At 68.0% G+C, this 24,333-nt stretch carries 22 protein-coding genes and 2 pseudogenes; 12 read left to right on the top strand and 12 right to left on the bottom strand.

The genetic code is table 11. The features are described 5' to 3' along the window. Window positions 1-495 precede the first annotated feature (495 nt). The 5 genes from AB0M45_RS13675 (at window position 496) to AB0M45_RS13655 (ending at window position 5,729) form a co-directional block, all read left to right on the top strand. On the top strand, window positions 496-1,902 hold the full coding sequence (locus AB0M45_RS13675; RefSeq protein WP_364327328.1) for a family 2B encapsulin nanocompartment shell protein: 1,407 nt from the start codon (window positions 496-498) through the stop codon (window positions 1,900-1,902). A gap of 14 nt (window positions 1,903-1,916) precedes the next feature. Then, window positions 1,917-3,614 (top strand): family 2 encapsulin nanocompartment cargo protein terpene cyclase, encoded by a 1,698-nt coding sequence (locus tag AB0M45_RS13670; RefSeq protein WP_364327325.1) that lies wholly within the window; start codon window positions 1,917-1,919, stop codon window positions 3,612-3,614. 34 nt (window positions 3,615-3,648) lie between these two features. Further along, window positions 3,649-4,521, top strand: coding sequence for a geranyl diphosphate 2-C-methyltransferase (locus AB0M45_RS13665; RefSeq protein ID WP_364327322.1), 873 nt, complete (start codon window positions 3,649-3,651; stop codon window positions 4,519-4,521). Then, window positions 4,518-5,090: an isopentenyl-diphosphate Delta-isomerase gene (idi, locus tag AB0M45_RS13660; RefSeq protein ID WP_364327319.1), complete on the top strand. Its 573-nt coding sequence runs from the start codon at window positions 4,518-4,520 to the stop codon at window positions 5,088-5,090. The genes AB0M45_RS13665 and idi overlap by 4 nt, the downstream gene beginning before the upstream one ends. Window positions 5,091-5,378: 288 nt before the next feature. After that, the gene (locus tag AB0M45_RS13655; protein WP_364327316.1) at window positions 5,379-5,729 is read left to right on the top strand and encodes a hypothetical protein; all 351 of its coding nucleotides are present in this window, start codon (window positions 5,379-5,381) and stop codon (window positions 5,727-5,729) included. Between the two features lie 6 nt (window positions 5,730-5,735). On the opposite strand, the pseudogene AB0M45_RS13650 reads toward AB0M45_RS13655, so the two are convergent. Then, a pseudogene (locus AB0M45_RS13650) lies at window positions 5,736-5,891 on the bottom strand (Asp/Glu racemase); the annotation flags it as partial. A gap of 14 nt (window positions 5,892-5,905) precedes the next feature. Then, window positions 5,906-6,571 (bottom strand): GntR family transcriptional regulator, encoded by a 666-nt coding sequence (locus AB0M45_RS13645; RefSeq protein ID WP_364327400.1) that lies wholly within the window; start codon window positions 6,569-6,571, stop codon window positions 5,906-5,908. 210 nt (window positions 6,572-6,781) lie between these two features. Between AB0M45_RS13645 and ilvA the strand changes: the two genes are divergently transcribed. After that, window positions 6,782-8,002 carry a threonine ammonia-lyase gene (gene ilvA / locus AB0M45_RS13640; RefSeq protein WP_364327313.1) on the top strand — a complete coding sequence of 407 codons (1,221 nt, stop codon included), beginning with the start codon at window positions 6,782-6,784 and terminating at the stop codon, window positions 8,000-8,002. Between the two features lie 130 nt (window positions 8,003-8,132). Here ilvA and AB0M45_RS13635 read toward each other — a convergent pair whose 3' ends face one another. Continuing rightward, window positions 8,133-8,456 carry a multidrug efflux SMR transporter gene (locus tag AB0M45_RS13635; protein ID WP_364327310.1) on the bottom strand — a complete coding sequence of 108 codons (324 nt, stop codon included), beginning with the start codon at window positions 8,454-8,456 and terminating at the stop codon, window positions 8,133-8,135. Between the two features lie 124 nt (window positions 8,457-8,580). Here AB0M45_RS13635 and AB0M45_RS13630 point away from each other — a divergent pair, with 124 nt between their 5' ends. Next, on the top strand, window positions 8,581-9,846 hold the full coding sequence (locus tag AB0M45_RS13630) for a hypothetical protein (protein ID WP_364327307.1): 1,266 nt from the start codon (window positions 8,581-8,583) through the stop codon (window positions 9,844-9,846). A gap of 368 nt (window positions 9,847-10,214) precedes the next feature. Here AB0M45_RS13630 and argH read toward each other — a convergent pair whose 3' ends face one another. Both argH and AB0M45_RS13620 read right to left on the bottom strand, forming a co-directional pair. Next, a complete protein-coding gene (argH, locus tag AB0M45_RS13625; RefSeq protein ID WP_364327305.1) occupies window positions 10,215-11,624 on the bottom strand; it encodes an argininosuccinate lyase in 1,410 nt (469 codons plus the stop codon). Window positions 11,625-11,988: 364 nt separating this feature from the next. Continuing rightward, window positions 11,989-13,191, bottom strand: a complete 1,203-nt coding sequence (locus AB0M45_RS13620) for an argininosuccinate synthase (protein ID WP_364327302.1) — start codon at window positions 13,189-13,191, stop codon at window positions 11,989-11,991. A 298-nt stretch (window positions 13,192-13,489) separates the two neighbouring features. Between AB0M45_RS13620 and AB0M45_RS13615 the strand changes: the two are divergent. Both AB0M45_RS13615 and AB0M45_RS13610 read left to right on the top strand, forming a co-directional pair. Continuing rightward, window positions 13,490-13,603: pseudogene (locus AB0M45_RS13615) on the top strand (CopG family transcriptional regulator); the annotation flags it as partial. 176 nt (window positions 13,604-13,779) lie between these two features. Then, on the top strand, window positions 13,780-14,199 hold the full coding sequence (locus AB0M45_RS13610; RefSeq protein WP_364327298.1) for a type II toxin-antitoxin system VapC family toxin: 420 nt from the start codon (window positions 13,780-13,782) through the stop codon (window positions 14,197-14,199). 58 nt (window positions 14,200-14,257) lie between these two features. Here the strand turns inward: AB0M45_RS13610 and AB0M45_RS13605 are convergent, their stop codons facing one another. Continuing rightward, window positions 14,258-14,401, bottom strand: coding sequence for a hypothetical protein (locus tag AB0M45_RS13605; RefSeq protein WP_364327295.1), 144 nt, complete (start codon window positions 14,399-14,401; stop codon window positions 14,258-14,260). A gap of 430 nt (window positions 14,402-14,831) precedes the next feature. Here AB0M45_RS13605 and AB0M45_RS13600 point away from each other — a divergent pair, with 430 nt between their 5' ends. The 3 genes from AB0M45_RS13600 (at window position 14,832) to AB0M45_RS13590 (ending at window position 18,085) form a co-directional block, all read left to right on the top strand. Continuing rightward, entirely contained in the window at window positions 14,832-15,473 is a 642-nt protein-coding gene (locus AB0M45_RS13600; protein ID WP_364327292.1) for a type I restriction-modification enzyme R subunit C-terminal domain-containing protein, read from the top strand. A 366-nt stretch (window positions 15,474-15,839) separates the two neighbouring features. Further along, the gene (locus AB0M45_RS13595; protein ID WP_364327289.1) at window positions 15,840-17,648 is read left to right on the top strand and encodes a hypothetical protein; all 1,809 of its coding nucleotides are present in this window, start codon (window positions 15,840-15,842) and stop codon (window positions 17,646-17,648) included. A 56-nt stretch (window positions 17,649-17,704) separates the two neighbouring features. After that, window positions 17,705-18,085 (top strand): hypothetical protein, encoded by a 381-nt coding sequence (locus tag AB0M45_RS13590; RefSeq protein ID WP_364327286.1) that lies wholly within the window; start codon window positions 17,705-17,707, stop codon window positions 18,083-18,085. Window positions 18,086-18,187: 102 nt separating this feature from the next. Here the strand turns inward: AB0M45_RS13590 and AB0M45_RS13585 are convergent, their stop codons facing one another. From AB0M45_RS13585 to argC, 6 genes are all read right to left on the bottom strand, one after another. Further along, complete coding sequence (locus AB0M45_RS13585; RefSeq protein WP_364327283.1) at window positions 18,188-18,703, bottom strand: arginine repressor; 516 nt, start codon at window positions 18,701-18,703, stop codon at window positions 18,188-18,190. A gap of 67 nt (window positions 18,704-18,770) precedes the next feature. Then, window positions 18,771-19,715 (bottom strand): ornithine carbamoyltransferase, encoded by a 945-nt coding sequence (gene argF / locus AB0M45_RS13580; protein WP_364327280.1) that lies wholly within the window; start codon window positions 19,713-19,715, stop codon window positions 18,771-18,773. Next, entirely contained in the window at window positions 19,712-20,914 is a 1,203-nt protein-coding gene (locus AB0M45_RS13575) for an acetylornithine transaminase (protein ID WP_364327277.1), read from the bottom strand. Before AB0M45_RS13575 ends, argF begins: the two co-directional genes overlap by 4 nt. Continuing rightward, a complete protein-coding gene (gene argB / locus AB0M45_RS13570) occupies window positions 20,911-21,834 on the bottom strand; it encodes an acetylglutamate kinase (protein WP_364327274.1) in 924 nt (307 codons plus the stop codon). The genes AB0M45_RS13575 and argB overlap by 4 nt, the downstream gene beginning before the upstream one ends. Then, entirely contained in the window at window positions 21,831-23,048 is a 1,218-nt protein-coding gene (argJ, locus tag AB0M45_RS13565) for a bifunctional glutamate N-acetyltransferase/amino-acid acetyltransferase ArgJ (protein ID WP_364327271.1), read from the bottom strand. Before argJ ends, argB begins: the two co-directional genes overlap by 4 nt. Then, the gene (gene argC, locus AB0M45_RS13560) at window positions 23,045-24,103 is read right to left on the bottom strand and encodes an N-acetyl-gamma-glutamyl-phosphate reductase (RefSeq protein ID WP_364327268.1); all 1,059 of its coding nucleotides are present in this window, start codon (window positions 24,101-24,103) and stop codon (window positions 23,045-23,047) included. The genes argJ and argC overlap by 4 nt, the downstream gene beginning before the upstream one ends. Window positions 24,104-24,333 lie beyond the last annotated feature (230 nt).

Genomic DNA, 24,333 nt, shown 5'->3' with positions numbered 1-24,333 from the left:
GGCCGCACCGATGATCTCCCGGCCCGGACGTCCGCGGCACACCTCCGGGCCGGTGACGAGCACCGCGATCTCCGACCCGGCCACTAAGCCGGTGACAAGCTCGGTTCCACTCGGATCAGTATTACGACCGATCGATTCAGGCGAACCCGAACGCCTAAGATAGCTAATCAGCGGCAATTTAAAAGCAATTCGCGGATTCACGCCAGGACGCCACCGGTCGTTCCCGGAATCGAGCGCGTGTCGTTACCATCCAGCCCCGCATTGGAAAATATTCGAACTTTCCCCCGCACAGGCGGTTTCGACGTCTACTATCAATCTCGCCCGGAACGCCCTGGCGCGTAGGCAATTTCGTTCGATGAGCTCTCCACGGACATCCCCGCGTCCGCCGATCTGTTGTGCACACCCAACGACTCTGAACTATCGACGACTCTGAACATTCCCGACTCCCCGTAACCACCGATCGTTTCGGTGGCCGACTCGAGGTGAGGATCACGCATGACCATAGAAATGCCGGTCTCAACGGAAGACAACGTGCGCAAAAGCCTCAGTACCAGCACAGCCAGCCTGCTTGCGCACACCACCAAGTCCGAACCGCAGATGCAGGGCATCAGCTCGCGCTGGCTCACGCGCATGCTGCCCTGGACGCAAGTCAAAGGCGGTGTGTACCGGGTGAACCGCCGCCTGACCCACACCCTGGGCAATGGCGCGGTGGAATTCGACATCGACGGCTCCACCGCGAAGGTCATTCCCCTGGAACTGCGAGAGCTTCCGCCGCTGCGCGACTTCGGCGACGAGGAAGTGTTGCGCGCTCTGGCACAGCGTTTCGAACAGCGCGATCTCGAACCGGGATCTGTCGTGGCGGAATTCGGCAACCCGATGGATCAGGTCCTGCTGATCGTGCACGGCAAATTGAGCAAGATCGGGTCCGGCGAGTACGGCGAGCAGACCAAGCTCGGCATGCTGGCCGGCGGTGATTTCTTCGGTGACGCCATGCTCACCGATCCGTCGGCGATCTGGCCCGTCACGGTCAAGACCGTGACGAATACGACGATGCTCGTCCTCCCCCGGCGATCGCTCACCGAGCTGGTCGACAGCGCTCCCGCACTGCGCGAGCGACTTGCCCGCGTCGCCGCAGCGCCCACCCACCGGCAGAACACCAAGGGCGAGGCAGACATCGAGATCGCCTCGGGTCACGCCGGTGAGCCGCTGCTGCACGGCACCTTCGTCGACTACGACGCCTCCCCGCGCGAGTACGAGCTCGGTCTGGCCCAGAGCGTACTGCGGGTGCACACCAGGGTCGCCGACCTGTTCAACGACCCGATGAACCAGGTGGAGCAGCAGCTGCGGCTGACCATCGAGGCGCTCTACGAACGCCGCGAGAACGACCTGGTCAACAACCCCGATTTCGGCCTGCTGCACAACTGCGATATCAAGCAGCGCATCTACACCGAGTCCGGCCCGCCGACCCCGGACGACATGGACGAGCTGCTCAGCATGCGCCGCAGCACGAAACTCTTTCTCGCCCATCCGAAGGCGATCGCCGCGTTCGGGCGCGAATGCAGCAGGCGCGGAATCTACCCGGACCCGGTCGAGGTGGACGGACACCGTGTCTTCGCGTGGCGCGGCGTGCCGATCTTCCCGTGCGGCAAGATCCCGGTGAGCGACACCCAGGCCACGTCGATCCTGGCCATGCGCACCGGCGAGAAGGACCAGGGCGTGATCGGCCTGCACCAGACCGGCATCCCGGACGAGTACGAGCCGAGCCTGAACGTCCGCTTCAAAGGCATCGATGACCAGTCGATCATCTCCTACCTGGTCAACTGCTACTACTCGGCGGCCGTGTTGGTGCCCGACGCGCTCGGCGTGCTCGACAATGTCCTGGTCGCCCGGCAAGCCGACTGACCGGGGTGATGGGCATGTCGGTGCTCTCCCGCGCCGCGGCGTCCCAAGCGACCGACGAGGTGGCCGCCACCGTCATCGCGTTGCTCGCCGATACCCGGACGACCGCGCCTCGCGAGCTGTTTGCCGCCGAAAAGCAGAATGTAGCCGCGGTGGATCCGCGCCCGTCGACGGATGCTCGCCAGACCACGGGCTCGATGGCGATGCCCCACGCGGAAGCCACAGCGTCCCACGCGAAAGCATCTGGCGCGCAGAGTGATTTATTACCGATCGACCGAGCGAATGTCGCGCCACGCGGGTTGCTCGGTCCGAGCGGACTCGGTGCCGCCGCGTTGCTGCTTCCGCTCCGCGGGATGGATCGCACCGCGGTGGCTTCCGACACCGCGGCGGCGAAGACGCCCCCTTCGGCGCGGACGCAGGAATTCCCGCCGGGGCGAACCGCACCATCTGACGATCACTTGGGCGCTGCTGGGGGCATCATGCCGACCACAACAACGCCAAGGGGTGGCACACCGGCACAGAATCTCGGGACCGCGCGACAGATGCCACCGCCCCGCATTCCCGCCGGACCGACGGGGCTGGGTACAGCGTCGGCGTTACTCGACAGACACAGCGGGATATCCGTCCTGCGAGCCGGAAGGGACGAACCGGAACCCGCAGGCGACTCGGGGCGTGTTCCGCGAGGGCCGACCGGGCCGGGCACTGCCAAGGCGAACCGCGATCAGCAGGACCCGATTCCCCCGCTGTACTGTCCGCCGCCGCTGCGCGACGATCCCGCGCTCGCGGCGGCCGTCAATGACGGAATCGTGGACTGGGCCAGGGATATCGGGCTGTACGAAGGCCGCCTGGACACGCTGCGCGACGCCGACTTCGGGCGGCTGATCATGCTGGCGCATCCCGACTGCGACGACCCCGACCGGCTGCTGGCGGTGGCGAAATGCGCGGTATCGGAATGGTCGGTGGACGATTACTACTGCGAGGAGGACGCCGACGACCGCGCACCGGACGGTACCCCGTCCAGCGCCGAGGCGGAATTGGGACCGCGGCTCGAATTGGCCGCCGCCGCCATGGATCCGGTCCATCTGCCGACGCGCTACCAAGCCCAGCTCGAGGCGGCCCTCGACGCCGACCCGATCCTGCGTGCGTTCCGCACCTCTTTCGCCCATCTGGCCCGCTACGCCCGCCCGGCGCAGCTGGCCCGGTTGCGCACCGAGATCGCGGGCTGGTTCATCGCCCTCGGCGCGGAGGCGGGATGGCGGGCGGCAGGACGGATGCCGCCGGTATGGGAGTACCTCACCAACCGGCAACCGCACAGCTTCCTGCCGTGCATGGCGCCGACCGACGTGGTCGGCGGCTACGAGCTGCAGGCGGCGGAGTACACCGATCCCGTGGTACGCCGGGTGGTCACCACCGCCGCGCTCGCCAGCCAGATGGTGAACGACCTGTATTCCATGGCGCGCGAGGACCTGTCGGGCGGCAGGGAATTCAACCTGCCGACCGTCCTGGCCGCCGAGGAGCGCTGCTCGCGCCGGGAGGCCGTGCTGCGCACCGCCGAGGTGCACGACGAGCTGGTGCACCGATTCGAACGCGAAGCGGCGCCGTTGGCCACGGCGGGATCGCCGGAGCTGGGCCGCTTCCTGGCCGGTCTGTGGGCCTGGATGGGCGGCAACCGCGCCTGGCACGCCGACAGCAAGCGCTATCGCGACCCGCAATAAAGGCAGTACCAGCACCGAGAGAGGATGATCGCGCATGACCATGCTCAACCCGGAGACCGGCACCGTTCTGCGTACGAGTTACCAGAAGTCCGTCGCCGCGTACTGGAACAACAACCCGAACGACGACCGGGTCAACACCAAACTCGGCGAGGTCGACGGCCTCTATCACCACCACTACGGCATCGGCGAGCCCGACCTGTCCGTGCTGACCGGACCGGACGACACCCGCGAGGAGCGCATCGTCACCGAGCTGCACCGCCTGGAAACCGCGCAGGCGGAGTTCCTGCTCGACCACCTCGGCGACATACGCCCCGGCGACCGGCTGCTGGACGGCGGTTCCGGCCGCGGCGGCACCAGCCTCATGGCCAATCAGCGCTTCGGCTGCCAGGTCGACGGGGTGACCATCTCCGAATACCAGGTCGGCTTCGCCAACGAGCAGGCCGCCCATCGCGGCGTCGCCGACAAGGTGCGGTTCCACTTCCGCAACATGCTGGACACCGGATTCGAAGCCGGGTCCATGCGCGGTATCTGGACCAACGAGACCACGATGTACGTGGACCTGTTCGAACTGTTCCGCGAGTTCTCCCGGCTGCTGGAGCCGGGTGGCCGCTACGTGTGCATCACCGGCTGCTCCAACGACGTGACCGGAGGACGCTCCTCCTCGGTCAGCTGGATCGACGCGCACTACGGCTGCATGATCCATCCGCGCGGCGAGTACTTCCGCGCCATGGCCGAAAATCACTTGGTGCCCATCGCCGTGACCGACCTCACGGCGGCGACCATCCCGTACTGGGAGCTGCGCACGAAATCCGAGCTCGCGACCGGTGTCGAGAAACCGTTCCTGACCGCCTACCGGGAGGGCAGCTTCCACTACCTGCTGATTGCCGCCGATAAGGTGAGCAGGTGACCGACACCCTCGCCCAGCCGACCACCGATCGCGAGGCCCTGCCCGTCGAGCTCGTCGACGACGCGGGGCGCGCGGTCGGCGCGTGTTCGGTCGCCGAAGCCCATATGGCGCCGGGCCTGCTGCACCGCGCGTTTTCCGTGCTGCTCTTCGACTCGGACGGGCGGGTGCTGTTGCAGCAGCGCGCGGCGGTGAAGACCAGGTTCCCTCTACTCTGGGCCAACACCTGCTGCGGCCACCCCGCTCCCGGCGAATCGGTCGCCACCGCGGCGGCGCTGCGGTTGTCCCAGGAGATGGGTTTGACAGCGGCGCTGACCGAGGCGGGGATCTACCGCTATCACGCCGCGGACCGGCGCACCGGCCGTGTCGAGTCCGAGTGGGATCACGTGCTGATCGGCCGGCTGGACAGCACACCTCGGCCGGATCCGGCCGAGGTCGCCGACTGGGTGTGGATCCGACCCGATGCCCTACGCGACGCGCTGACCGACAATCCGGCCACCTACACGCCCTGGCTGGCCGGGGTCCTGGATATCGCCCAACACGCGCACGTCACGGGAACGCCGGTGCGCTGATCGTCGGTTCGAGGCGGCCACCGTGCACCATCGACCGCGCACGTAACGATGGTGCCGGCCCGGCTGCCTCGATCCCATTCCGCGCGGAACCCAGCCCTCCGGCCCGGGGCATGAGCGCCCTGTCCGGGCTGCTCAGCGCCTCGATCGTTGCGGATACATGGGTAGATGCGCATATCCATGTAACACCATGGCCCGAAACTGAGAGAAATCATAGGAACGGCACAGGCTATGGCCAGGACCGTTCTGCATCCTGAGGTTGTACGAGTTCTCGGTGGAATGAGGTGCGCGATGGTCGAATTCGAGGTCACGGGAACGACGGTCACGGTTCACGTGCTCGGTGCGCATCAACTGCTCGCGCTGCGCGATCGGCTGACCTTTGATCTGGCCGATATCACCGCGCTCGGCCTGGCCGGTGTCGACCGCCGCCCACCGTGGGTGCGTGCACCCGGCACGTTCTTCCCCGGCGTGATCGCGGCGGGCACGTTCCGCGGCAAAGGACGCAAAGAATTCTGGGACACCCGATTCGACGGACACGCCATCCGTATCGACCTGGCGGGCGCGGAAGTTACCCGGCTCATCGTCGACGTCGCCAACCCGGACGCCGAGTTACGCAGGCTCGTCACCGCGGCGGCTGCCTGACCGAATTCAGGCTCGAAGGACAAGGGGGCCGGTGTACGGCGTGGCGTCGGGGCGAATTCCTGCCGATTCCCGCAGACCGAGCGTGAGCAGCGATCGCACGGTCAATGCCCCCGCCGCCACGCCGTCCACCACTGGTACGCCCACCTCGGCGCGGATGTGCGCAACAAATCGCGCGGCTATCGTGCCGCGGATATGTCTTCCCGAGCAAGCGAGCCGGTGTCGGTGGGCAACGTCGCGATCACGGCCTCCAGCCGGCGGTGATGCTGTTCGGCGACGCGCAGCAGGCGATCGACGTCCCTGGCGAGAAACGCGTCGAGCATCAGGGCGTGGTCGGTGTGCAGACGCACCCGATCGGCCCGGCCGATGTGCACCATCGGTTGCACCGGCTCGGTGACGTTCCACGCCGTCTCGAGCATGTGCAGCAGCCGGAGCATGCGGGAGGGGCGGGTCAGCGCCACATGGAACGTGCGCGACGTGCGGTGGTAGGCGGCCGGATCGTCATCGCGGATGGCCTGTTCCAGACTGGCGTTCACCTCGAGCAGCTCGGCACGATCGGCGGCGGAGTGATTCAGGGCCGCCGCGGCCAGGGAAGCGGTCTCCAACGTCTCCCGCACGACGTACATCTCGCGCAGTTCCGCGGCGGTCAGCTGAGCCACCGCGTACCCGGCGTGCGGCTCGTGCGTGACCAGCCCCTCCCCGATCAGCGTCGCGAGCGCCTCGCGCACCGGAATGTGGCTCACCCCGAACAACTCCGCCACTTCGCGTAGCGGGATGAGGGTGCGCGGCGGCACCGCTCCGTCGAGAATCACCCGGCGTAGTTCGCCGAGGATGATCTGGAAAATCTCACAGTACCGACCGGTCGCATTGACGGCTGGGGCGCGTACCCCGAGACCCGCCGGAGCGGCATCCACGCACTCATCCGGAAGACTCGACCGCCGACATCGCCATCCGCTGGGCGACGACCCGCTGCCCGGGCTTGGCGCGCTCGCCCCCAACCTCGTCAGGGCCGTCTGATCTCGTCCGCCCGATCGGCACAGTGGCAGCATGGCGGCATGGAATTGGTCGACATGGCGCGGATCGAGGCGGCCGTGCGGTTGCTCGCTCCGGTGATCCGCCGGACTCCCCTGGTGGCGTCGCGGGTGTTGTCCGAGCGCGCGGGCGCCGAGGTGTGGCTGAAATGCGAGAACTTGCAGCGGACCGGGTCGTTCAAGCCGCGCGGCGCTTACCACCGGATCGCGAACCTGCCAGAGGAGGCGCGGTCGCGCGGCGTCGTCGCCGCGAGCGCGGGTAATCATGCGCAAGGGGTCGCGTGGTCGGCGGCTTCGCTCGGCATCGAGTCGACGGTCTTCATGCCGATCGGCGCGTCGCTGCCGAAACTCATGGCGACCAAGGCGTACGGCGCGCAGGTGCGCCAGGTCGGCGAGACCATCGACGAGTCACTGGACGCCGTGCTGGATTTCGCCGACCGCACGGGGGCGACGCTGATCCACCCGTTCGACCATCCCGACATCGTGGCCGGGCAGGCGACCGTCGGTGTGGAGATCCTGGAGCAACTGCCCGAGGTCGGCACGGTGCTCGTGCCGACCGGCGGTGGCGGCCTCTTGGCGGGTGTCGCGATCGCGTGTAAGCACTTGGCGCCGCGGGTGCGCGTGATCGGCGTTCAGGCCGCGGAGGCGGCCGCCTGGCCGGACTCGCTGGCGGCGGGCCGTCCGGTCCGGGTCGATCGCATGTCGACCATGGCCGACGGCATCGCGGTCGGGCAGCCCGGCGCGGTGCCGTTCGCCCATGTGGCCGAATATGTTTCGGCGATTGTGACGGTGGACGAGGAAGCGTTGTCGCAGGCGCTGCTGCTGTGCTTGGAACGCGCGAAACTGATCGTGGAACCCGCCGGGGCCGCGGCCGTCGCCGCGCTGATGAGTCGCGCGCCGGAAGAGCTCGATCTACGCGGTCCGGTCTGCGCGATCTTGTCCGGAGGCAATATCGATCCGCTCCTGCTGACCCGTGTGATCGGCCACGGTCTGAGCGCGGCGGGCCGCTACCTCGCGGTGCGCGTGACGATTTCCGATCGTCCGGGTGCGCTCGGCGCGTTGCTCGCCGTCATCGGAAAGACGGCCGCGAGCGTCGTCGATGTCGCGCACGCACGGACCGGCACCTGGCTGGCGGTGGACGAGGTCGAGGTGTCGCTGACCCTGGAGACCCGGGGCCCCACACATCGCGACGATGTGCTCACGGCACTGTCGAACGCGGGATACATTGTGCGCGTTTCGGATTGACGCCCGCTTTGACATGGACACACCGACCGGCACTCGCGGACATCTCGGTGGGCGATCGGACATCCGCGGAACACGATCACTGATCCCGGCGCGACCGGCAGTTCGTGCACCAACCGATGCAAGCCGAATATCACTGCGCGCCACCGAGTTCCAATGCCAGCACGCCGAGGATCACCAGCGCGATGCCGCCGACCTGCACCAGGCTGAGCCGTTCATCCAGGAACAGCACGCCGATCACCGCGATCGCGGCGACGCCGACCGCCGACCAGATGCCGTAGGCCACTCCGATCGGCATGCCGCGCTTCAACGCCTGGGCCAGGAAGTAGAACGCCGCGCAGTAACCGACGACGACAACGATCGATGGGATGAGCTTGCTGAATCCTTCGGAAAGCTTCAGCGAGACGGTCGCGGTCACTTCGGAGGCGATGGCAAGGGCAAGCAGCAGCAAGGTCATTGCCGCAGCGTAGCCAGCGGCGAGCCGCGGGAGCAGCTTCGATCGCGAGGTCACCGGAGTGACACTTCCCACGCTCGAGAAAGACCGGTCGGCACTCTTTGCCGCGCATCCCTACGCTCACGTCGTGCTCGAACCGATCGTCGCGGCGACGGGATTCCCGTTCGACAAGCTGACCTGCAATGAGATGTCGTACGCCGAACGCGACGAACGATATCGCCGATTGCACGAATGGCCGGAGCCGACCTACCGGCACCCGTCCGGACTGCACATGATCTGGAAGTACGCCGACGTGCGCGAGGTGCTCGACGCGACGACTCCGGGCATCTCCAACGCGAATTCGCTGGACCCACTGGTGGGTTACCCGCGCATCGCGACGACGCCGCGAGCCATTCCGCATTTCGTGCGGCACCTGGTTCCGCCGCCCGCCAAGGCGACGGCCAACCTGACCGACGACCGGCTGCACAAGCGCGTGTGGAACACCATGGCCGGTCCGTCCGGACACTTCACGATTTCCGCGGCGGACCGGCCAGGTAGGTCGGCGGCCATGGCCGAGCATTTTCACGACGCGCTGCGCGACGCGGGCTATCGTTCCGGATCGCCGCTCGACATCACGGCGTTGTCGATCGCGTACGCCGCGCGGACGGTCGGCGCGGCCGTCGGCCTGCCCGCATCCGACTGGCCACACGTAGCCGCTTGGAGCGGCGCGCAATCGGGACTGCTCGGCCGCATGCTGCGCGGACGCGAACTGGCCGACGCGGTGGGCGCGCTCGGCTGGTTGTTCACGGTGAGCGGCAAGGCCGTGCGAGCGGGTCGCGGTAGCGAGGCAACCGGTTTCGCGCGCAGGCTACGCGACGCCGGGCTCTCCCATCGGATCGCGGTGTCGGCCATGGCGAACTCGCTCGCCGCCGGCGTGCACACGGTGAGCGGCAGCATCCAGCAAGGCCTGCAGCGTCTACTCGATGATCCGGACCGGACGTGGTGGAACATGCTCGCCGACCCCGGGGCCTGCGGACGGGTCGCCGCGAAAATCCTCCAGCTCGATCCCGGCCTGGTGGCGTGGAAGCGCCGAGCCAGGACGCCGGTCGTGCTGGCCAGCGGCACCCGGCTGCCCGCCGGAGGTGTGCTGGTGCTGTTCGCCGCCGCCAACCGCGATCCGGAGGCGTTCCCGGACTGCCTGGACCTGCACGGAACCGGCAAACTGCCGTTGACCTTCGGATTCGGCAGGCATGTCTGTCCGGGCAAGAGCATGGCCACGCTGGCCGTCGAAGTGTTCCTCCGGCAGCTGCACGAGCTGGCGCCAGAGGCCGAACTCATGCCGGACGCCGGGCACAGCGCCCCGCGTCCCAGCGACCTGCTGTTCAGCGGGGCCGACATCACCATCGTCGGGTAGACAACGCGAAGACGGATCCCTTCACGAACAGCATTCCATCACCGTGCCGAGCCGCGGCGGAACCGAGGGATCAGCCCAGCTCGGCGCGTGCACCTGACGCCGCGCCCTATCTCCTCTAGCTGCACAAACGCCGTCCATCCCGGGCATGTGGACGATGCCCCTCGAGATAGCGGGTCAGCGGCCCCGACCATCACGTAAGCCCAGCACTTGCCCCGAACCTCTCAGCAGGCAGTTGCCAGCGGTGCCGGAAAAGCCGTGCCAGGGCGCGGGCAGCGGACGCCGCCCGGCGCACCCCGTCGAGCTGTGCGGCGACGACCTGGACGCCCGCCGGTACCGACTCCACTCGGCGGGCCGAGCCGGAAAGCGGATCAGCCCAGCCAGGCGCGGGCAGCGGACGCTGCCTGGCGCACCTCGTCGAGCTGTGCCGCGACCTGGACGCCCGCCGTTCCGCCCCACGCGTTGCGGGACGCGATGGAGCCCTGCACGGTGAGGACCTCGCGCACCTTTCCGGTCAACGCCGGATCGATGGCGGCGAACTCCTCGTCGGTGAGGTCGTCGAGACCGACGCCGCGGGATTCGGCGGCGCGCACGCATGCCCCTGCCGCCTCGTGCGCGATGCGGAACGGAACACCCTGGCGGACCAGCCATTCGGCGATGTCGGTGGCCAGCGTGAAACCCGCAGGCGCGAGTTCGGCCATGCGGTCGGTGTGGAAGGTCAGCGTCGATACCAGGCCGGCGATGGCCGGGAGCAGCAGCTCGAGCTGGGCGACCGAATCGAACAAGGGTTCCTTGTCCTCTTGGAGGTCACGGTTGTAGGCGAGCGGTTGCGCTTTGAGGGTGGCCAGCAGTCCGGTGAGGTTGCCGATCAGCCTGCCCGCCTTGCCGCGGGTCAGCTCGGAAACATCCGGATTCTTCTTCTGCGGCATGATCGAGGACCCGGTCGACCACGCGTCGGCGAGCGTGACATAGCCGAATTCCGGTGTGCTCCAGATGATCACCTCTTCGGCCATCCGGCTCAGGTCGACGCCGATCATGGCCAGCACGAACGCGGCCTCGGCGGCGAAATCCCGCGCCGAGGTGGCGTCGATCGAATTGGCGGCGGCCGCGTCGAAGTGCAGTTCCGCGGCGATCGCCTCCGGGTCGAGTCCGAGCGAGGAACCGGCCAGCGCGCCGGAACCGTAGGGCGACACGGCCGCACGCTTGTCGAAATCCCGCAGCCGATCGAGGTCGCGCAGCAGCGGATGAGCGTGCGCGAGCAGATGGTGGGCCAGCAGCACCGGCTGGGCGGCCTGCAGGTGGGTCTTACCCGGCATCACCGCGTCCGGGTGTGCGGCGGCCTGGTCCACCAGCGCGTCCACCACCGCGAGCACACCGGCGGCCACCCGGCGCACGGCGTCGCGCAACCACATCCGGAACAGGGTGGCCACCTGGTCGTTGCGCGATCGTCCGGCGCGCAGCCTGCCACCGAGCTCGGCGCCGACCCGCTCGATCAGGCCGCGCTCCAACGCGCCGTGCACGTCCTCGTCCGAGTCGGCTGGGCCGAACGCGCCCGAATCCACGTCCGCCGCAAGCCGATCCAGCCCGGCCAGCATGCCCGACAGCTCGGTATCGGACAGCAGGCCCGCCTTGTGCAGCACCCGCGCGTGCGCCTTCGACGCCCGGATGTCGTAGGGGGCCAGCGCCCAGTCGAAGTGTGTCGACTTGCTCAGCGCGGCCATCGCCTCGGCCGGTCCGGAGGCGAAACGCCCGCCCCAGAGCGCGCCTTGATTCGTGCTCACTGCGCTGTTCCGCCTCTCCGTGTCTTCAGGCTCCCCCGCCTCTGCGGGCCTTCAGGCCGTACAAGTCGGGTGCCGAGTGATTTGCGTTCAGGTCCTGCGTTGGGTGCTCCCCCGCCTCTCCGATCCTTCAAGCCGTACACGTCAGGTGACACGAGACCTGCGTCCAAGTCCTGCGTCAGGTGCCGTTGGAGTTCTGGCGGTACCCGGTGAGTTACCCATGATCTTGCGAGATTCCGTTGTTCCGTCCAAGCCGCGGTGACAAACCTTGCGGGGGAACATACGCCGAGCTGTCCGACTCCCCCAACTGCGAACCAGGGACAGCGGACAGCGCGCCGGTGCGGATTCGCGCACCGGCGCGCCGGGACTACTTCTGGTTCAGGTCGCGGCGGGCGGCGACCTTGGAGGACAGGCCGTGGATCTGGACGAAGCCCTTGGCCAGCGACTGGTCGAAGGTGTCGCCTTCGTCGTAGGTGGCCAGGTTGAAGTCGTAGAGCGACTGGTCCGAGCGGCGGCCGTTGACCACGGCGGAGCCGCCGTGCAGGACCATCCGGATGTCGCCGGAAACGTGCTGCTGGGTGTCGCCGATGAAAGCGTCCAGGGCCCGCTTGAGCGGGGAGAACCACAGGCCGTCGTAGGCCAGCTCGCCCCAGCGCTGCTCGACCTGCCGCTTGTAGCGGCCCAGCTCGCGTTCGATGGTGACGTGCTCCAGGGCCTGGTGCGCGGCGATCAGGGCGATGGCGCCGGGCGCCTCGTAGATCTCGCGGCTCTTGATGCCGACCAGGCGGTCCTCGACCATATCCAGCCGGCCGACGCCCTGGCGGCCGGCGCGGTGGTTCAGTTCGACGATCGCCTCCAGCACGCTGACCTGGCGGCCGTCGATGGCCACCGGCACGCCGCGCTCGAACCGGATGATCAGTTCGTCCGGCGCCTCGAAATTGACGGTCGGGTCGGAGGTGTAGTCGTAGACGTCCTTGGTGGGGGCGTTCCACAGGTCCTCGAGGAAGCCGGTCTCCACCGCGCGGCCCCAGACGTTCTGGTCGATGGAGAACGGCGACTTCTTGGTGACGTTGATCGGCAGCGCGTTCTCCTCGGCGAAAGCGATGGCCTTCTCCCTGGTCCACGCGTAGTCGCGGACCGGGGCGATCACATTCAGGTCGGGCGCGAGCGCGCCGATGCCGACCTCGAAGCGAACCTGGTCGTTGCCCTTGCCGGTACAGCCGTGCGCCACGGTGCTGGCTCCGTGGAACTTGGCCGCCTCGACCAGGTGCTTGACGATGAGCGGGCGGCTGATCGCGGACACCAGCGGGTACTGGCCCATGTACAGCGCGTTGGCCTGGATGGTGGGCAGGCAGTACTCGTCGGCGAACTCGTCGCGGGCGTCGACCACGATCGCCTCGACGGCGCCGCAGTCCAGCGCGCGCTGGCGCACCACGTTCATGTCCTCGCCACCCTGGCCGAGGTCGATGGCGACGGCCACCACCTCGGCGCCGGTCTCCTTGCCGATCCAGCTGATCGCGACGGAGGTATCCAGCCCACCGGAGTAGGCGAGTACGACGCGCTCGGACATGTCTGTGTGCTCCTCGATGTTTCGGTGCTCGTCTGTAGTACGGACCGGCTTCCCGCCACAGCGGCCGCACGTCCTGCAAATGATTATGCATGACGATGCAAGCTCATTCACGATCGGGTGCTATCGCCCCGGATGCTGGGACAACGGCCATGCGTACACCCTCGCACAGACACCGCCCTCCGCGCTCGCGGCGGCTACCAGTAACTGGCGCGCCGCCGGAACCGACTCCGGACGCGGCCACCAATGGTGCCAACCGCCCCCGGCAGCGGCGGTGATACCTTGCGGTATCATTGCATGCATGGCTATGACTCTCCGCCTCACCGACGAACAAACCGAGGCCCTACGCCGCAGGGCAGAGGTCGAGCACCGGTCGATGCAGCAGGTCGCCTTGGCCGCGATCGATTCGTACGTGAATCAGCCGCCCACACCCGCGCGGCGCCGAGCCGTACCGGTGGACGAGTTGCTCGAGGCGTTCGCAGACCTGCCGCCGATGGATATCGAACGATTCCGGGCCGACCAAGCCGAAAACATCGACGGTACGGCTCACTTCGATGCTTATCTTCGGGCACACCGCGCTGAGGAATCCTAATGACCTCGCGATATCTGCGCGGACTCGGTGATACGAACATCCTGATTCACCTCGAACATCTACCACGGGAGACCCTTCCTGGGGAGCTTCTGACGAGTGCAGTGTCTCTTGCGGAGCTGTCTGCCGGTGTTCACCAAACCGATGATTTCGTCGAGCGGGGCCGCCGAATCGCGCGTCTACAGCGGGTCGAGGCCACGTTCGACCCGCTGCCGTTCGACGCTGCTGCGGCACGTCAGTACGGTCTGATCGCGGCTGGTGTCATCGCCATGGGTCGTAAGCCGCGGCGTCGGGAAGCCGATCTGATGATCGCGGCGGTGGCAGCCGCCAACCGGCTGCCGCTGTTCACGACAAACCCGGACGACTTCCGAGGGACCGACACGGTGCTCACCGTTGTTCCAGTTCCCCAGCCAGGGACATAGCTCACCCCAGTCCGCGGGTACCGGGCCCTCGGGTGAGTTGTTCAGCTGAATACCCGGACTATGTGTCGAACAGCTGGATGTGGACGGAGCGGCTCGACGGGTCCCGCTCATCCACGATGACGATACGGTTGACCGACTTTCCGTCGGGGCGCCGGTAGACGTCCTCGGCCTGCAGGATCGACGGCGAAGTCTCCAAAGGCACGGACCCGCAACGGTGGTCTCGGCCACGCGGAAAACCTTGTTCAGCGGCGCGGAGAACTTCGATATGGCCAGCAGCAGGGTAAGACCCTGCGGATCCGTGGATATGGCCAGCCGGTAGAGAGCGTCGCGACCGTGCTCTGATCGCGCGCCGAGCATGGCGGCATTCACCGGAATGACGATTCCGCCGAATTCGGAAGCCTCTCTGGCGATGTCGGCGTCCTTCGCGGCCCGGGTCGGCTCTGAGCGGTGGTCAGCGTCATGTCTTTCGCTGCTGCAGCTGGTCATGCCGACCGTCACAGCCATTAGACCGGCGACGACACCGGCCAGCTTCGCCTGCCGGATTCTGGGCATCGGGTGGGATCACTCCTCTCGCCGTCCCGACCGCCCGTGGCAGGTTCATCAGTCCATGGTGGGAGGATGTCACCCTCCCCATGCTGGAAAACACTGCGTCGACGGCTGCGAAGTTTGGTCAAGGCGATTCCCGCCAAAGGCGCCCAAAATCCGCTCTACACCGATTTCCGGGACGAACTCAGCGACGTCAGCGAGATCGCGATAGCCGTACTCCCCCGGCGGCGGTAAGGGCATGGCGCGCTTCGAATCGAAGGTCCGCACCTACTTGCGCAGCCACGAGGACGTGCTCGCAGTGCAGAAACTGCTGCGCAACAAGCAGATCACCTCGGCCGACCTCGGCGAGCTCGAAAAGATCTTCCTCGACAACGGATTCGGGCACTGCCGAGGACATCGAGCACGCTGCCGCCGCACACGGCGGACTCGGCCTCTTCCTTCGTTCGCTCACCGGCCTCGACGCCACCGCCGCCTTCGACGAATTCCACATCGGCCGCACCCTCACCGCCAGCCAGCTCCACTTCCTGAACCTGCTCACCGACTACATCAGGAAGAACGGGGTGATCGAGGTGGGCGCGCTCTACGAACCGCCGTTCAAGACGGTGGCGCCGACGGGGCCGGAGGACATCTTCTCCGAGGAGGATGTGGACCGGATTGTGGCGGTTGTCAAGAACATTCGAACCACTGCGCTGACCGCTCGAGCCGAGCACACCGCGACACACGGATAAGGCCGGCCAGCCGAGTTCCTCGATGCTCTTGCCGGTGTAGCCGTGTGCGACAGTGCTCGCGCCATGGAATTCGGCGGCCTCGACCCATTCACAATCAGGACCGGGCTCGCGCACCGGTCGATCGGCGGCAGTACCGATTGCAACTCGAAGAATCGACCGTACAGGTCTGCGGGCCGTATACGTGGCGACGCCAGGGCGGCCTCCCTATGCGTGGCATGAGCCCGATCGGTACCCGTGCGTCTCGGCGACCGCCTGGAAAGCCAGCCGGGCTTTGTCATCCAACGGTCGAAGGAAAACACCGCCGACCGCAACAAAGATGCTTATAGTGTCTGCGCGACAACATCTTTCACCGAATGGGGGTATCAGGTGGTACAGGAGCAGATCAGCGCGGCGCCGAGATCGAGGCCGGTTATCGTCCCGGAGGACGAAGCGACCCGTTACCTGGCTTCCGCGGCGCACCTGCATCCACAGCTCGCCGACACGCTCGTCGAGGAGTTCCTGGCAGAGCCGTTCCGGGTGGTGGTGCCGACACCGGGGGTTCGCGCCGACGTCGTACTCAGAGAAGCCGTCTCCGCGCAGACCGCCCGGCGGATCGAGAACGCCCTGCTGCTCGTTCTGCTGCTGGCGTTCCTCGTACTCGGAAGCGGACTCGTCGTGATCTGGCTCGCCTCGGGGCTCGCATGGCGGGTCAGTGCCCGGATCGTCGCTCGTGTGATGCGGCGCCAGGGCGGTCCGGACACCGGGCGGCGGTCGGCGCGTGGCACACCACCGCCGTGGTGGTCGACCGCGCTGCTGTGGCTACCGCTTTCGTGGGTCTTCGCGCTCTCGCTGAGCCTTCCGCTGAGCCTGCTGCTCATGTTCGGATCCGACGAAAGTGATGTTCCGAGCCGCTCCCGGCGCGGTGGCGGATTCGGCGACGGCCCCGATATGGAATTAACCGACGATTTGACATCGTTCATCGCCATCGCCAGCGGATTCGGCCTGCTCCTCGTGACGGTGGCGATGTACTGCGTGCTGTTCGTACAACGTTTTCTGCCATGGGTGCTCGCCGACCGGTGTTTCCAATTCGGCTTTTTTCATCCGGACGCGCCGCCACGCCCGTTCGTGAATTGGGCCTGCCGACAATTCGCCGGGCGATTGGGGCGAATCGCCCAAGAGGAGCGACGCGCCACGCACCCTATGCCGCGCAATGTCGTCATATACCGAGGCAATCGGCCGTTCATCGGCGCGGGCGCCAGAGTCCGGTCCTGGTCACAGGCGATCGAGTTGCACTCCGACGATCCCGCGGCAAAGCCGGATGTGGAAATCGGCGAGTTCACCGCCGCGGATCTGCACAACTTCGTAGCCGAGGACGTCGACGCCATCCGGAAGTCGCCCGACATCACCCCGGGCGGTCGTTTCGCCGGATTGACCATCACCGACACGGCTTTCGTGTCCGCGGGACACATTCGGCACTACGCCGACGCCACGTTCTTCGCCGACGAACTGGCGGCGGGCCGCAACCCGCTGCTGGCCGACACATACTGGCACGAGTTGCTGAATCGTTCACCGGAATGGCTGCGCCTGTACCGCTGTTTCCGGGTCGAAGCATGGGAGCGACAGCTCGCGGTGGCGGGCTATCTGCACATCGGGTACGAGCGGCGCACTCTTTACCTGGAGTGGAACGGATTCGTTCTGCCGCCGGTCGCCGCGGCATACCGGACTGTCGACACGCCACCTGGCGCGACGATGGCGCGGTCCCTGTGGCAGGCCCTCGGTCAGATGGCGCTGCTGCCGACGACGGTGCCCACCCGCGTCGCCGACATCGCGACGTGGATTCGCGATGCGCTCGGCTACGGCCGCGGGCTGACGAGGACGCCCGCCGAGGCCGCCCACGCCTTCGGGGCGGCGGCGACCGTACGCGAGATCGGCGCGGGCATCGCATTCCCGAATTTCTTCCAGGAGACCGACGCCGACCAGTACCTGAAAATTCTCGAGCGTCGAGCGCTCGATGCGATCCACCGGTTCCTCGCATCCAAGGGCATCGCCACCGGAACCTTCACCGCGATGGTCACCCAGATCAACAACGCGACGGTCATGGACGGGTGCACGGTGGTCGCGGGGAACATCGGCGGCAGCGGCAATTCCGGTACCGTCGGATCCGCCGATGTCATCGGCGCACCGGCCGCTGGATGACTTCGGCCCGATCCACCGCCACGACAATGAGCGAAAGCTACTAGGAGTACTCGAGAATGCCCGACAACGGGGTGAATATCGGCGGCGGCAATGTGGTCGCGGGAAACATCGGCGGTACCGGCAATTCCGGGGCCATTCACGGACGAGTCACGGTGAACGGTGGCGACCACCGGGCCGCCCTGCAGACGACAATCGCTCAGCTGCGTAACGAATTGATCGCGCTCCGAGCGCTGCTCACCGACACCGAGGGGCCGTACGCGGAACCCGCCGATGTCGATGAAGTCATCGAAGCCCTCGGCGAATCCGAGCCCGACCTCCAACGGGCCACCGGCAGATGGAGTCGGCTGGTCCGCCGAATCCCAGAGGCGTTCACGAATATCGACACTCTCACACGGATCGTGGATCTCTTCGAAAAGGTGCGTGCGCTCGCCGAGTGAGTGCGGTTCGCAGCGGCCAACCGGCGGGTGAGTGCGCCTGGCCCAGAGGAGGGCCAATTCAGCCAGGGCCATTGATCCGGCGTACGCAGCGGGCTCGACGACTCAGGCCATTTGTTCGATCTTCGCGGCCACCTCCGCGCCGGTCAGCGGCTCGCGAGCGATGACGGCGATGGTGTCGTCGCCCGCGATGGTGCCCACGATGTAAGGCAGGGCCGCGCGGTCGAGGGCGCTGGCCAGGTAGTGCGCGGCGCCGGGCGGGGTGCGCAGGACGGCGATATTGCCGCTGGCGTCGGTGGAGACGAGCAGGTCGCCGAGCAACTTGGACAACCGGTCGGTGCCGCCGATGACACCGCGGACCGGACTGCCGTCCTCTGGCACCACGTAGACGCCCGCACCGCCGTCGGCGGCACGCAGCTTCACGGCGCCCAGTTCGTCCAGGTCCCGCGACAGCGTCGCCTGGGTGGTCTCGATGCCTTCGGCCGCGAGCAGTGCCGCCAGTTCGGTCTGGCTGCGCACCGCGTGCGCCGACAACAGTTCGACGATGCGCGACTGCCGCCCGGCGCGGGTGTGCGCGATGGCCGGGCCGCTTCGTCCCGATTCCGACTGCGAGACGCTCACGACCGCGCCTCGCCAGGGCTCGGCTCCGGCGTGGTCGACTGCCCGCGGTGTCCGCGGTTCGACGTGCTCACGCCCCGCCCCCGCATCGTCGCTCCAGCAACCAGACCAGCAGCGCCTTCTGCGCGTGCAGCCGGTTCTCCGCCTCGTCCCAGACGGCGCTGTGCGGCCCGTCCAGCACTTCGTCGGTGACCTCTTCGCCGCGATGCGCGGGAAGGCAATGCAGCACAACCACATCCGGCTTGGCGTGGGCCAGCAGGTCGGCGTTGAGCTGGAACGGCCGGAACGGGCCGACCCGGTCCAGACCGTCGTTTTCCTGTCCCATGGAGGTCCAGGTGTCGGTGACCAGCGCGTCGGCGCCCCACGCGGCGGCGATCGGGTCACCGGTCAGCGTGATGGTGGCTCCGGTCTCGGCGGCGCGCTTGCGCGCGGCCTCCACGATCCAGGGCAGCGGCTCGAATCCGGCCGGCGCGGCGATGGTCACGTTCAGGCCCGCCGTGACGCCGCCGAGCAGCAGCGAGTGCGCCATGTTGTTGGCGCCGTCGCCGAAGTAGGCGAGCTCGCGCCCGGTCAGGTCGCCCTTGCGCTCGGCCAGCGTCTGCAGGTCCGCGAGCACCTGGCACGGATGGAACTCGTTGGACAGCGCGTTGACCACCGGAACCGTCGCGGTGGCGGCCATCTCGTCGAGCCGGGACTGCTCGAAGGTGCGCCACACGATCGCGTCCACGTAGCGCGAGAGCACCCGGCCGGTGTCGCCGAGCGTCTCCTCCCGGCCCAGCTGGGTGTCACGGCCGTCGACCACCACCGCGTGCCCGCCGAGCTGGGCGATGCCCATCTCGAAGGAGAACCTGGTGCGGGTGGAGTTCTTCTCGAAGATCACGCCGACGCCGCGCGGGCCGGCCAGCGGTTGCCGCGCGAACGGCTCCTTCTTGAGTTCGGCCGCGAGGGCGAGGATTTCGGCCTGCTCGGCCGGGCTGATGTCGTCGTCGCGCAGGAAGTGCCGCACGGAGCTCATTGTGCCGCAGCCCCTTTCGCGTCGGCGAGGGCGCCGTCGAGGATCTCCGGCAGATCGGCGACGAAATTGTCCGCCTGTGTCTCGGTGAGCACCAGCGGCGGCGCGAGGCGGATCACGTCGGGCTTGGCGGGATTGACGAGATACCCCGCCGCCCGCGCGCGCGCCTCGACGAGCGCCGATACGTTGCCAGTGAGCACGATGCCCAGCAGCAGACCCGCGCCGCGCACCCGGTCGACCAGCGGATGCTCCAGCAGCTCGATGCCGTCGCTGAGCCGCTTGCCGACCGATTCCACGTGCGAGAGCAGGTCGGTTTCATCGATCGTGCGCAGCACCGCGAGCGCGGCCGCGGCGCACACCGGATTGCCACCGAAGGTGGTGCCGTGCAGGCCGGGCGTCAGCAACTCGGCCGCGCGTCCGTTGGCCAGCACCGCGCCGATGGGCAATCCGCCGCCGAGCCCCTTGGCCAAGGTGATCACGTCCGGCACGATGCCGACGGCAAGGTGTGCGTAAAACTTTCCGGTGCGGCCGATGCCGGTCTGCACCTCGTCGAGTACCAGCAGCGTCCCGTTGCGCGCGGTGATCTCACGCGCTTTGGCCAAGTAGTCGAACGGCGGCACCACCACGCCGCTCTCCCCCATGATCGGCTCCAGGAACACCGCGGCGGTGTCCTCGTCGACCACGGCGTCCAGCGCCGCGGCGTCGCCGTAGGGGACATGCACGACGCCGGGCGGCATCGGCTCGAACGGCGTCCGCTTGGACGGCTGGCCGGTGAGCGCGAGCGCGCCCATGGTGCGGCCGTGGAAGGCCTCCTCGCACGCGACGATCTTGTGCCGCCCGGTCAACCGCGCGATCTTGAACGCCGCCTCGACCGCCTCGGTACCGGAGTTGCAGAAGAACGCCCGGCCCTCCCCGTCGCCGAAGTGCGCGAGCAACCGCTCGGCCAGCTCGACGACCGGCTCGCTGGCGTACAGATTCGAGACGTGTCCCAGCGTGCCGAGCTGCTGGGTGACCGCCTCCAGGATCGCCGGGTGCGCGTGGCCGAGGCTGTTGACCGCGATACCGCCGAGGAAGTCGACGTAGCGTTTGCCGTCCGCGTCGTAGACCACGGCGCCGGCTCCGCGCACCAGCGCGACGTCGGGCGTGCCGTAGTTGTTCATCAGCGCGGCAGACCACCGCTTCTGCAGTTCAGCTGTGCTCATTGTTTCGTTCCGTCCAGCGAGTCCGGCCCGTCCGGGGCGGGCGTCACCATCGTTCCGATTCCTTCTCCGGTGAACAGTTCCAGCAACACCGCGTGCGGTACCCGTCCGTCGATCACATGCGCGGACGGCACCCCCGCTCGTACGGCGCGCAGGCAGGCTTCCATCTTGGGCACCATGCCCGCATCGAGCCTCGGGAGCAACTCGGCCAGCGCGCCCGTGTCGATGCGCGTGGTGAGCGAGGACCGATCCGGCCAGTTCGTGTACAGGCCCTCGACGTCGGTGAGCACCACCAATTTCTCGGCGCCGATGCCCTCGGCGAGTGCGGCGGCGGCGGTGTCGGCGTTGATGTTGTGCACCACGCCGTCGGCGTCCGGCGCGATGGTCGACACGACCGGGATGCGGCCGGCGCCGATGAGGTCGAGCACGGCGTCCGGGTTCACCTCGGTGACGTCGCCGACCAGGCCGATGTCGGTGGGCTCGCCATCCACCTCGACGGTGCGGCGGGTGGCGGTGAACAGCCCGGCGTCCTCGCCGGAGGTGCCGACCGCGTACGGGCCGTGCGCGTTGATCAAGCCGACCAGCTCGCGGCCGACCTGACCGAACAGCACCATCCGTACCACGTCCATCACCTCGGGTGTGGTCACCCGGAAGCCGCCGCGGAATTCGCCTTGCAGACCCAGCTTCTGCAGCATCGCGCTGATCTGCGGGCCGCCACCGTGCACCACCACCGGGTGCACGCCGACCGTGCGCAGGAACGCCATGTCGGCGGCGAAGGCCTGCTTGAGGTTCTCGTCGATCATGGCGTTGCCGCCGTATTTGACCACGACGACCTTGTCCCGGAACTTCTGCAACCACGGCAGGGCATCGGCCAGAACGTGCGCTTTGTCCAGCGCGGAGAGCGTGTGCAACACCTGACTCATGAGCTGTAGGCCGAGTTCTCTTCGACGTAACCGTGCGAAAGGTCGGTGGTGCGGATGGTCCCGGTCGCGGAGCCGACGTTCAGCTCGATCAGCACCTCGACGTCGGCGCCGGACAGGTCCACCTCACGAGCGCCCGGTGCGCCGACGCCGTCCACGCACACCGGACGTCCGTTGAACGACACCGAGATACGGTTCGGATCGAGCGTCACCGGCGCCATGCCGACCGCGGCCAGCACCCGGCCCCAGTTCGGGTCGGAGCCGAACAGCGCCGTCTTGACCAGGCTGTCGCGGGCAACAGTGCGGGCCGCGGCCACCGCTTCGTCCTCGGTCGCCGCTCCGGTGACGGTGACCAGCACCCGCTTGGTGACGCCCTCGGCGTCGGCCATCAGCTGGGCGGCCAGGTCGTCGCACACCGCGAGCACGGCGGCGTCGAGTTCCTCCTGGCTGGGAGTCACCTCGCTGGCACCGTTGGCGAGCAGCAGCACGGTGTCGTTGGTGGAGCAGGAGCCGTCGACGTCGAGCCGGTCGAAGGTGCGCGCGGTGGCGTTGCGCAGAGCGTGGTCGAGCTGGTCGGCGGTGACCGCGGCGTCGGTGGTGAGCACCACCAGCATGGTCGCCAGGGACGGGGCCAGCATGCCGGCGCCCTTGGCCATGCCGCCGACGTTCCACTTGTCGCGGTGATGGAACGCCGCTTCCTTGGGCACGGTGTCGGTGGTCATGATGGCCCAGGCGGCATCCGAGCCGCCGGACAGGCCGCCGCCCATCTCGTGCACGATCTCCGTGACGGCGGGGATCAGCTTGTCCATCGGGAGCCGGTCGCCGATCAGCCCGGTCGAGCAGACCGCGATCTCCCCCGCGCCGGTCTCGGTGCCCCAGTTGCTCAGCGCGGCCGCGAGTTCCTCGGCGGTCTTGTGCGTGTCCTGGAATCCGCCCGGGCCGGTGCACGCGTTGGCGCCGCCGGAATTCAGGATCACCGCGCGCAGCCGCTTGCCGGTCAGCACCTGCTGCGACCACAGCACGGGTGCGGCCTTCACCTTGTTGCGGGTGAACACGCCCGCGGCCGGGTATTCCGGGCCTTCGTTGAACACCAGCGCGAGGTCCGGCTTGCCGCTGGCCTTGATACCAGCGGCGATGCCCGCCGCGCGGAAGCCGAGCGGCGCGGTCACGCCCTGGGTCCGGACCAGCTTGCCGCTCGCGGTGTCGGTTGTCGTCACGGTGCCACTCCTACGGTGGAAAGTCCTGCGGTCTCGTCGAATCCGAGGGCGAGATTCATCGATTGCACCGCCGCGCCCGCGGTGCCCTTGGTCAAGTTGTCGATCGCGCCGATCACCACGAGCAGCCCGGCGTCGGCGTCCACGGCCACCTGCAGGGTGACAGCGTTGGATCCCAGCACCGAACCAGTCTGCGGGAGCACGCCTTCCGGCAGCAGGTGCACGAAAGGCTCATCGGCATAGGCTTTTTCGTAGACGGCGCGCGCCTGTGCGGCGTCGACGCGGGTCGGCGCGGTGCACGTGGCGAGGATGCCGCGCGGCATCGGCGCGAGCACCGGGGTGAACGACACCGCGACGTCCGCACCGCCTGCCGCCGTCAGGTTCTGCGCGATCTCCGGAGTGTGCCGGTGCGCACCCGCGATGCCGTAGGCCCGTGCCGAGCCCATCACCTCGGACCCGAGCAGCGCCACGTCCAGCTTGCGCCCCGCCCCGGACGTGCCGCTCACCGCCACCACGTGCACCGCGGGCTCCACGATGCCCGCGGCGACCGCGGGCGCCAACGCGAGGCTGGCCACGGTCGGGTAGCACCCCGGGACCGCGATCCGCGTCGCGCCGCGCAGCTTCTCGCGGCCACCGGGCAGTTCGGGCAGACCGTAGGGCCAGCTGCCCGCGTGCGGGCTGCCGTAGTATTTCTCCCACGTCTGCGGGTCGGTGAGCCGGAAGTCGGCGCCGCAGTCGATGATCACCGTGGACTCGGGCAGCTCGGCGGCGATGGCGGCCGACTGCCCATGGGGCAGCCCGAGGAAGACCACATCGTGTCCGGCCAGTTCGGCGGCCGTGGTCGGCGCCAGCACCCGGTCGGCCAGCGGCAGCAGATGCGGCTGCAACTCCCCCAGCGCGGTTCCGGCGTTCGAGCCCGCGGTCAGCGCCCCGATGACGAGGCGCCCGGTTCGGTAGGCCGGATGACCCAGCAGCAGACGCAACACTTCACCGCCCGCGTACCCGCTGGCACCGGCTACCGCGACCCGGATGACGGGTCCGCCCGAGGAATCAACCATGTGATGATTATGCATGATTGTGCAATCTCATTCACAGCCTGGGTTGCCCGGCTCGGTCACGGGCAGGGTGATACCCGGCGAGGAAGCACGCAAACCGCACCAGCAACCGTACGCGCGGCGCTGATGACATGTGCGTCCCCTGCTCGCGCAGGCTCCAGGCTCTGGACGTGGTCCCAAGAAGCGATCGCGAGGCTTCGCCCGTGACGTGACGCGCCGCATGACGGGCGGCG

Source organism: Nocardia sp. NPDC051787 (assembly GCF_040681325.1).
Classification (GTDB): Bacteria; Actinomycetota; Actinomycetes; order Mycobacteriales; family Mycobacteriaceae; genus Nocardia.
Note: the sequence above shows the minus strand (reverse complement) of the source record. Positions and strands in the feature narration are given on the sequence as shown.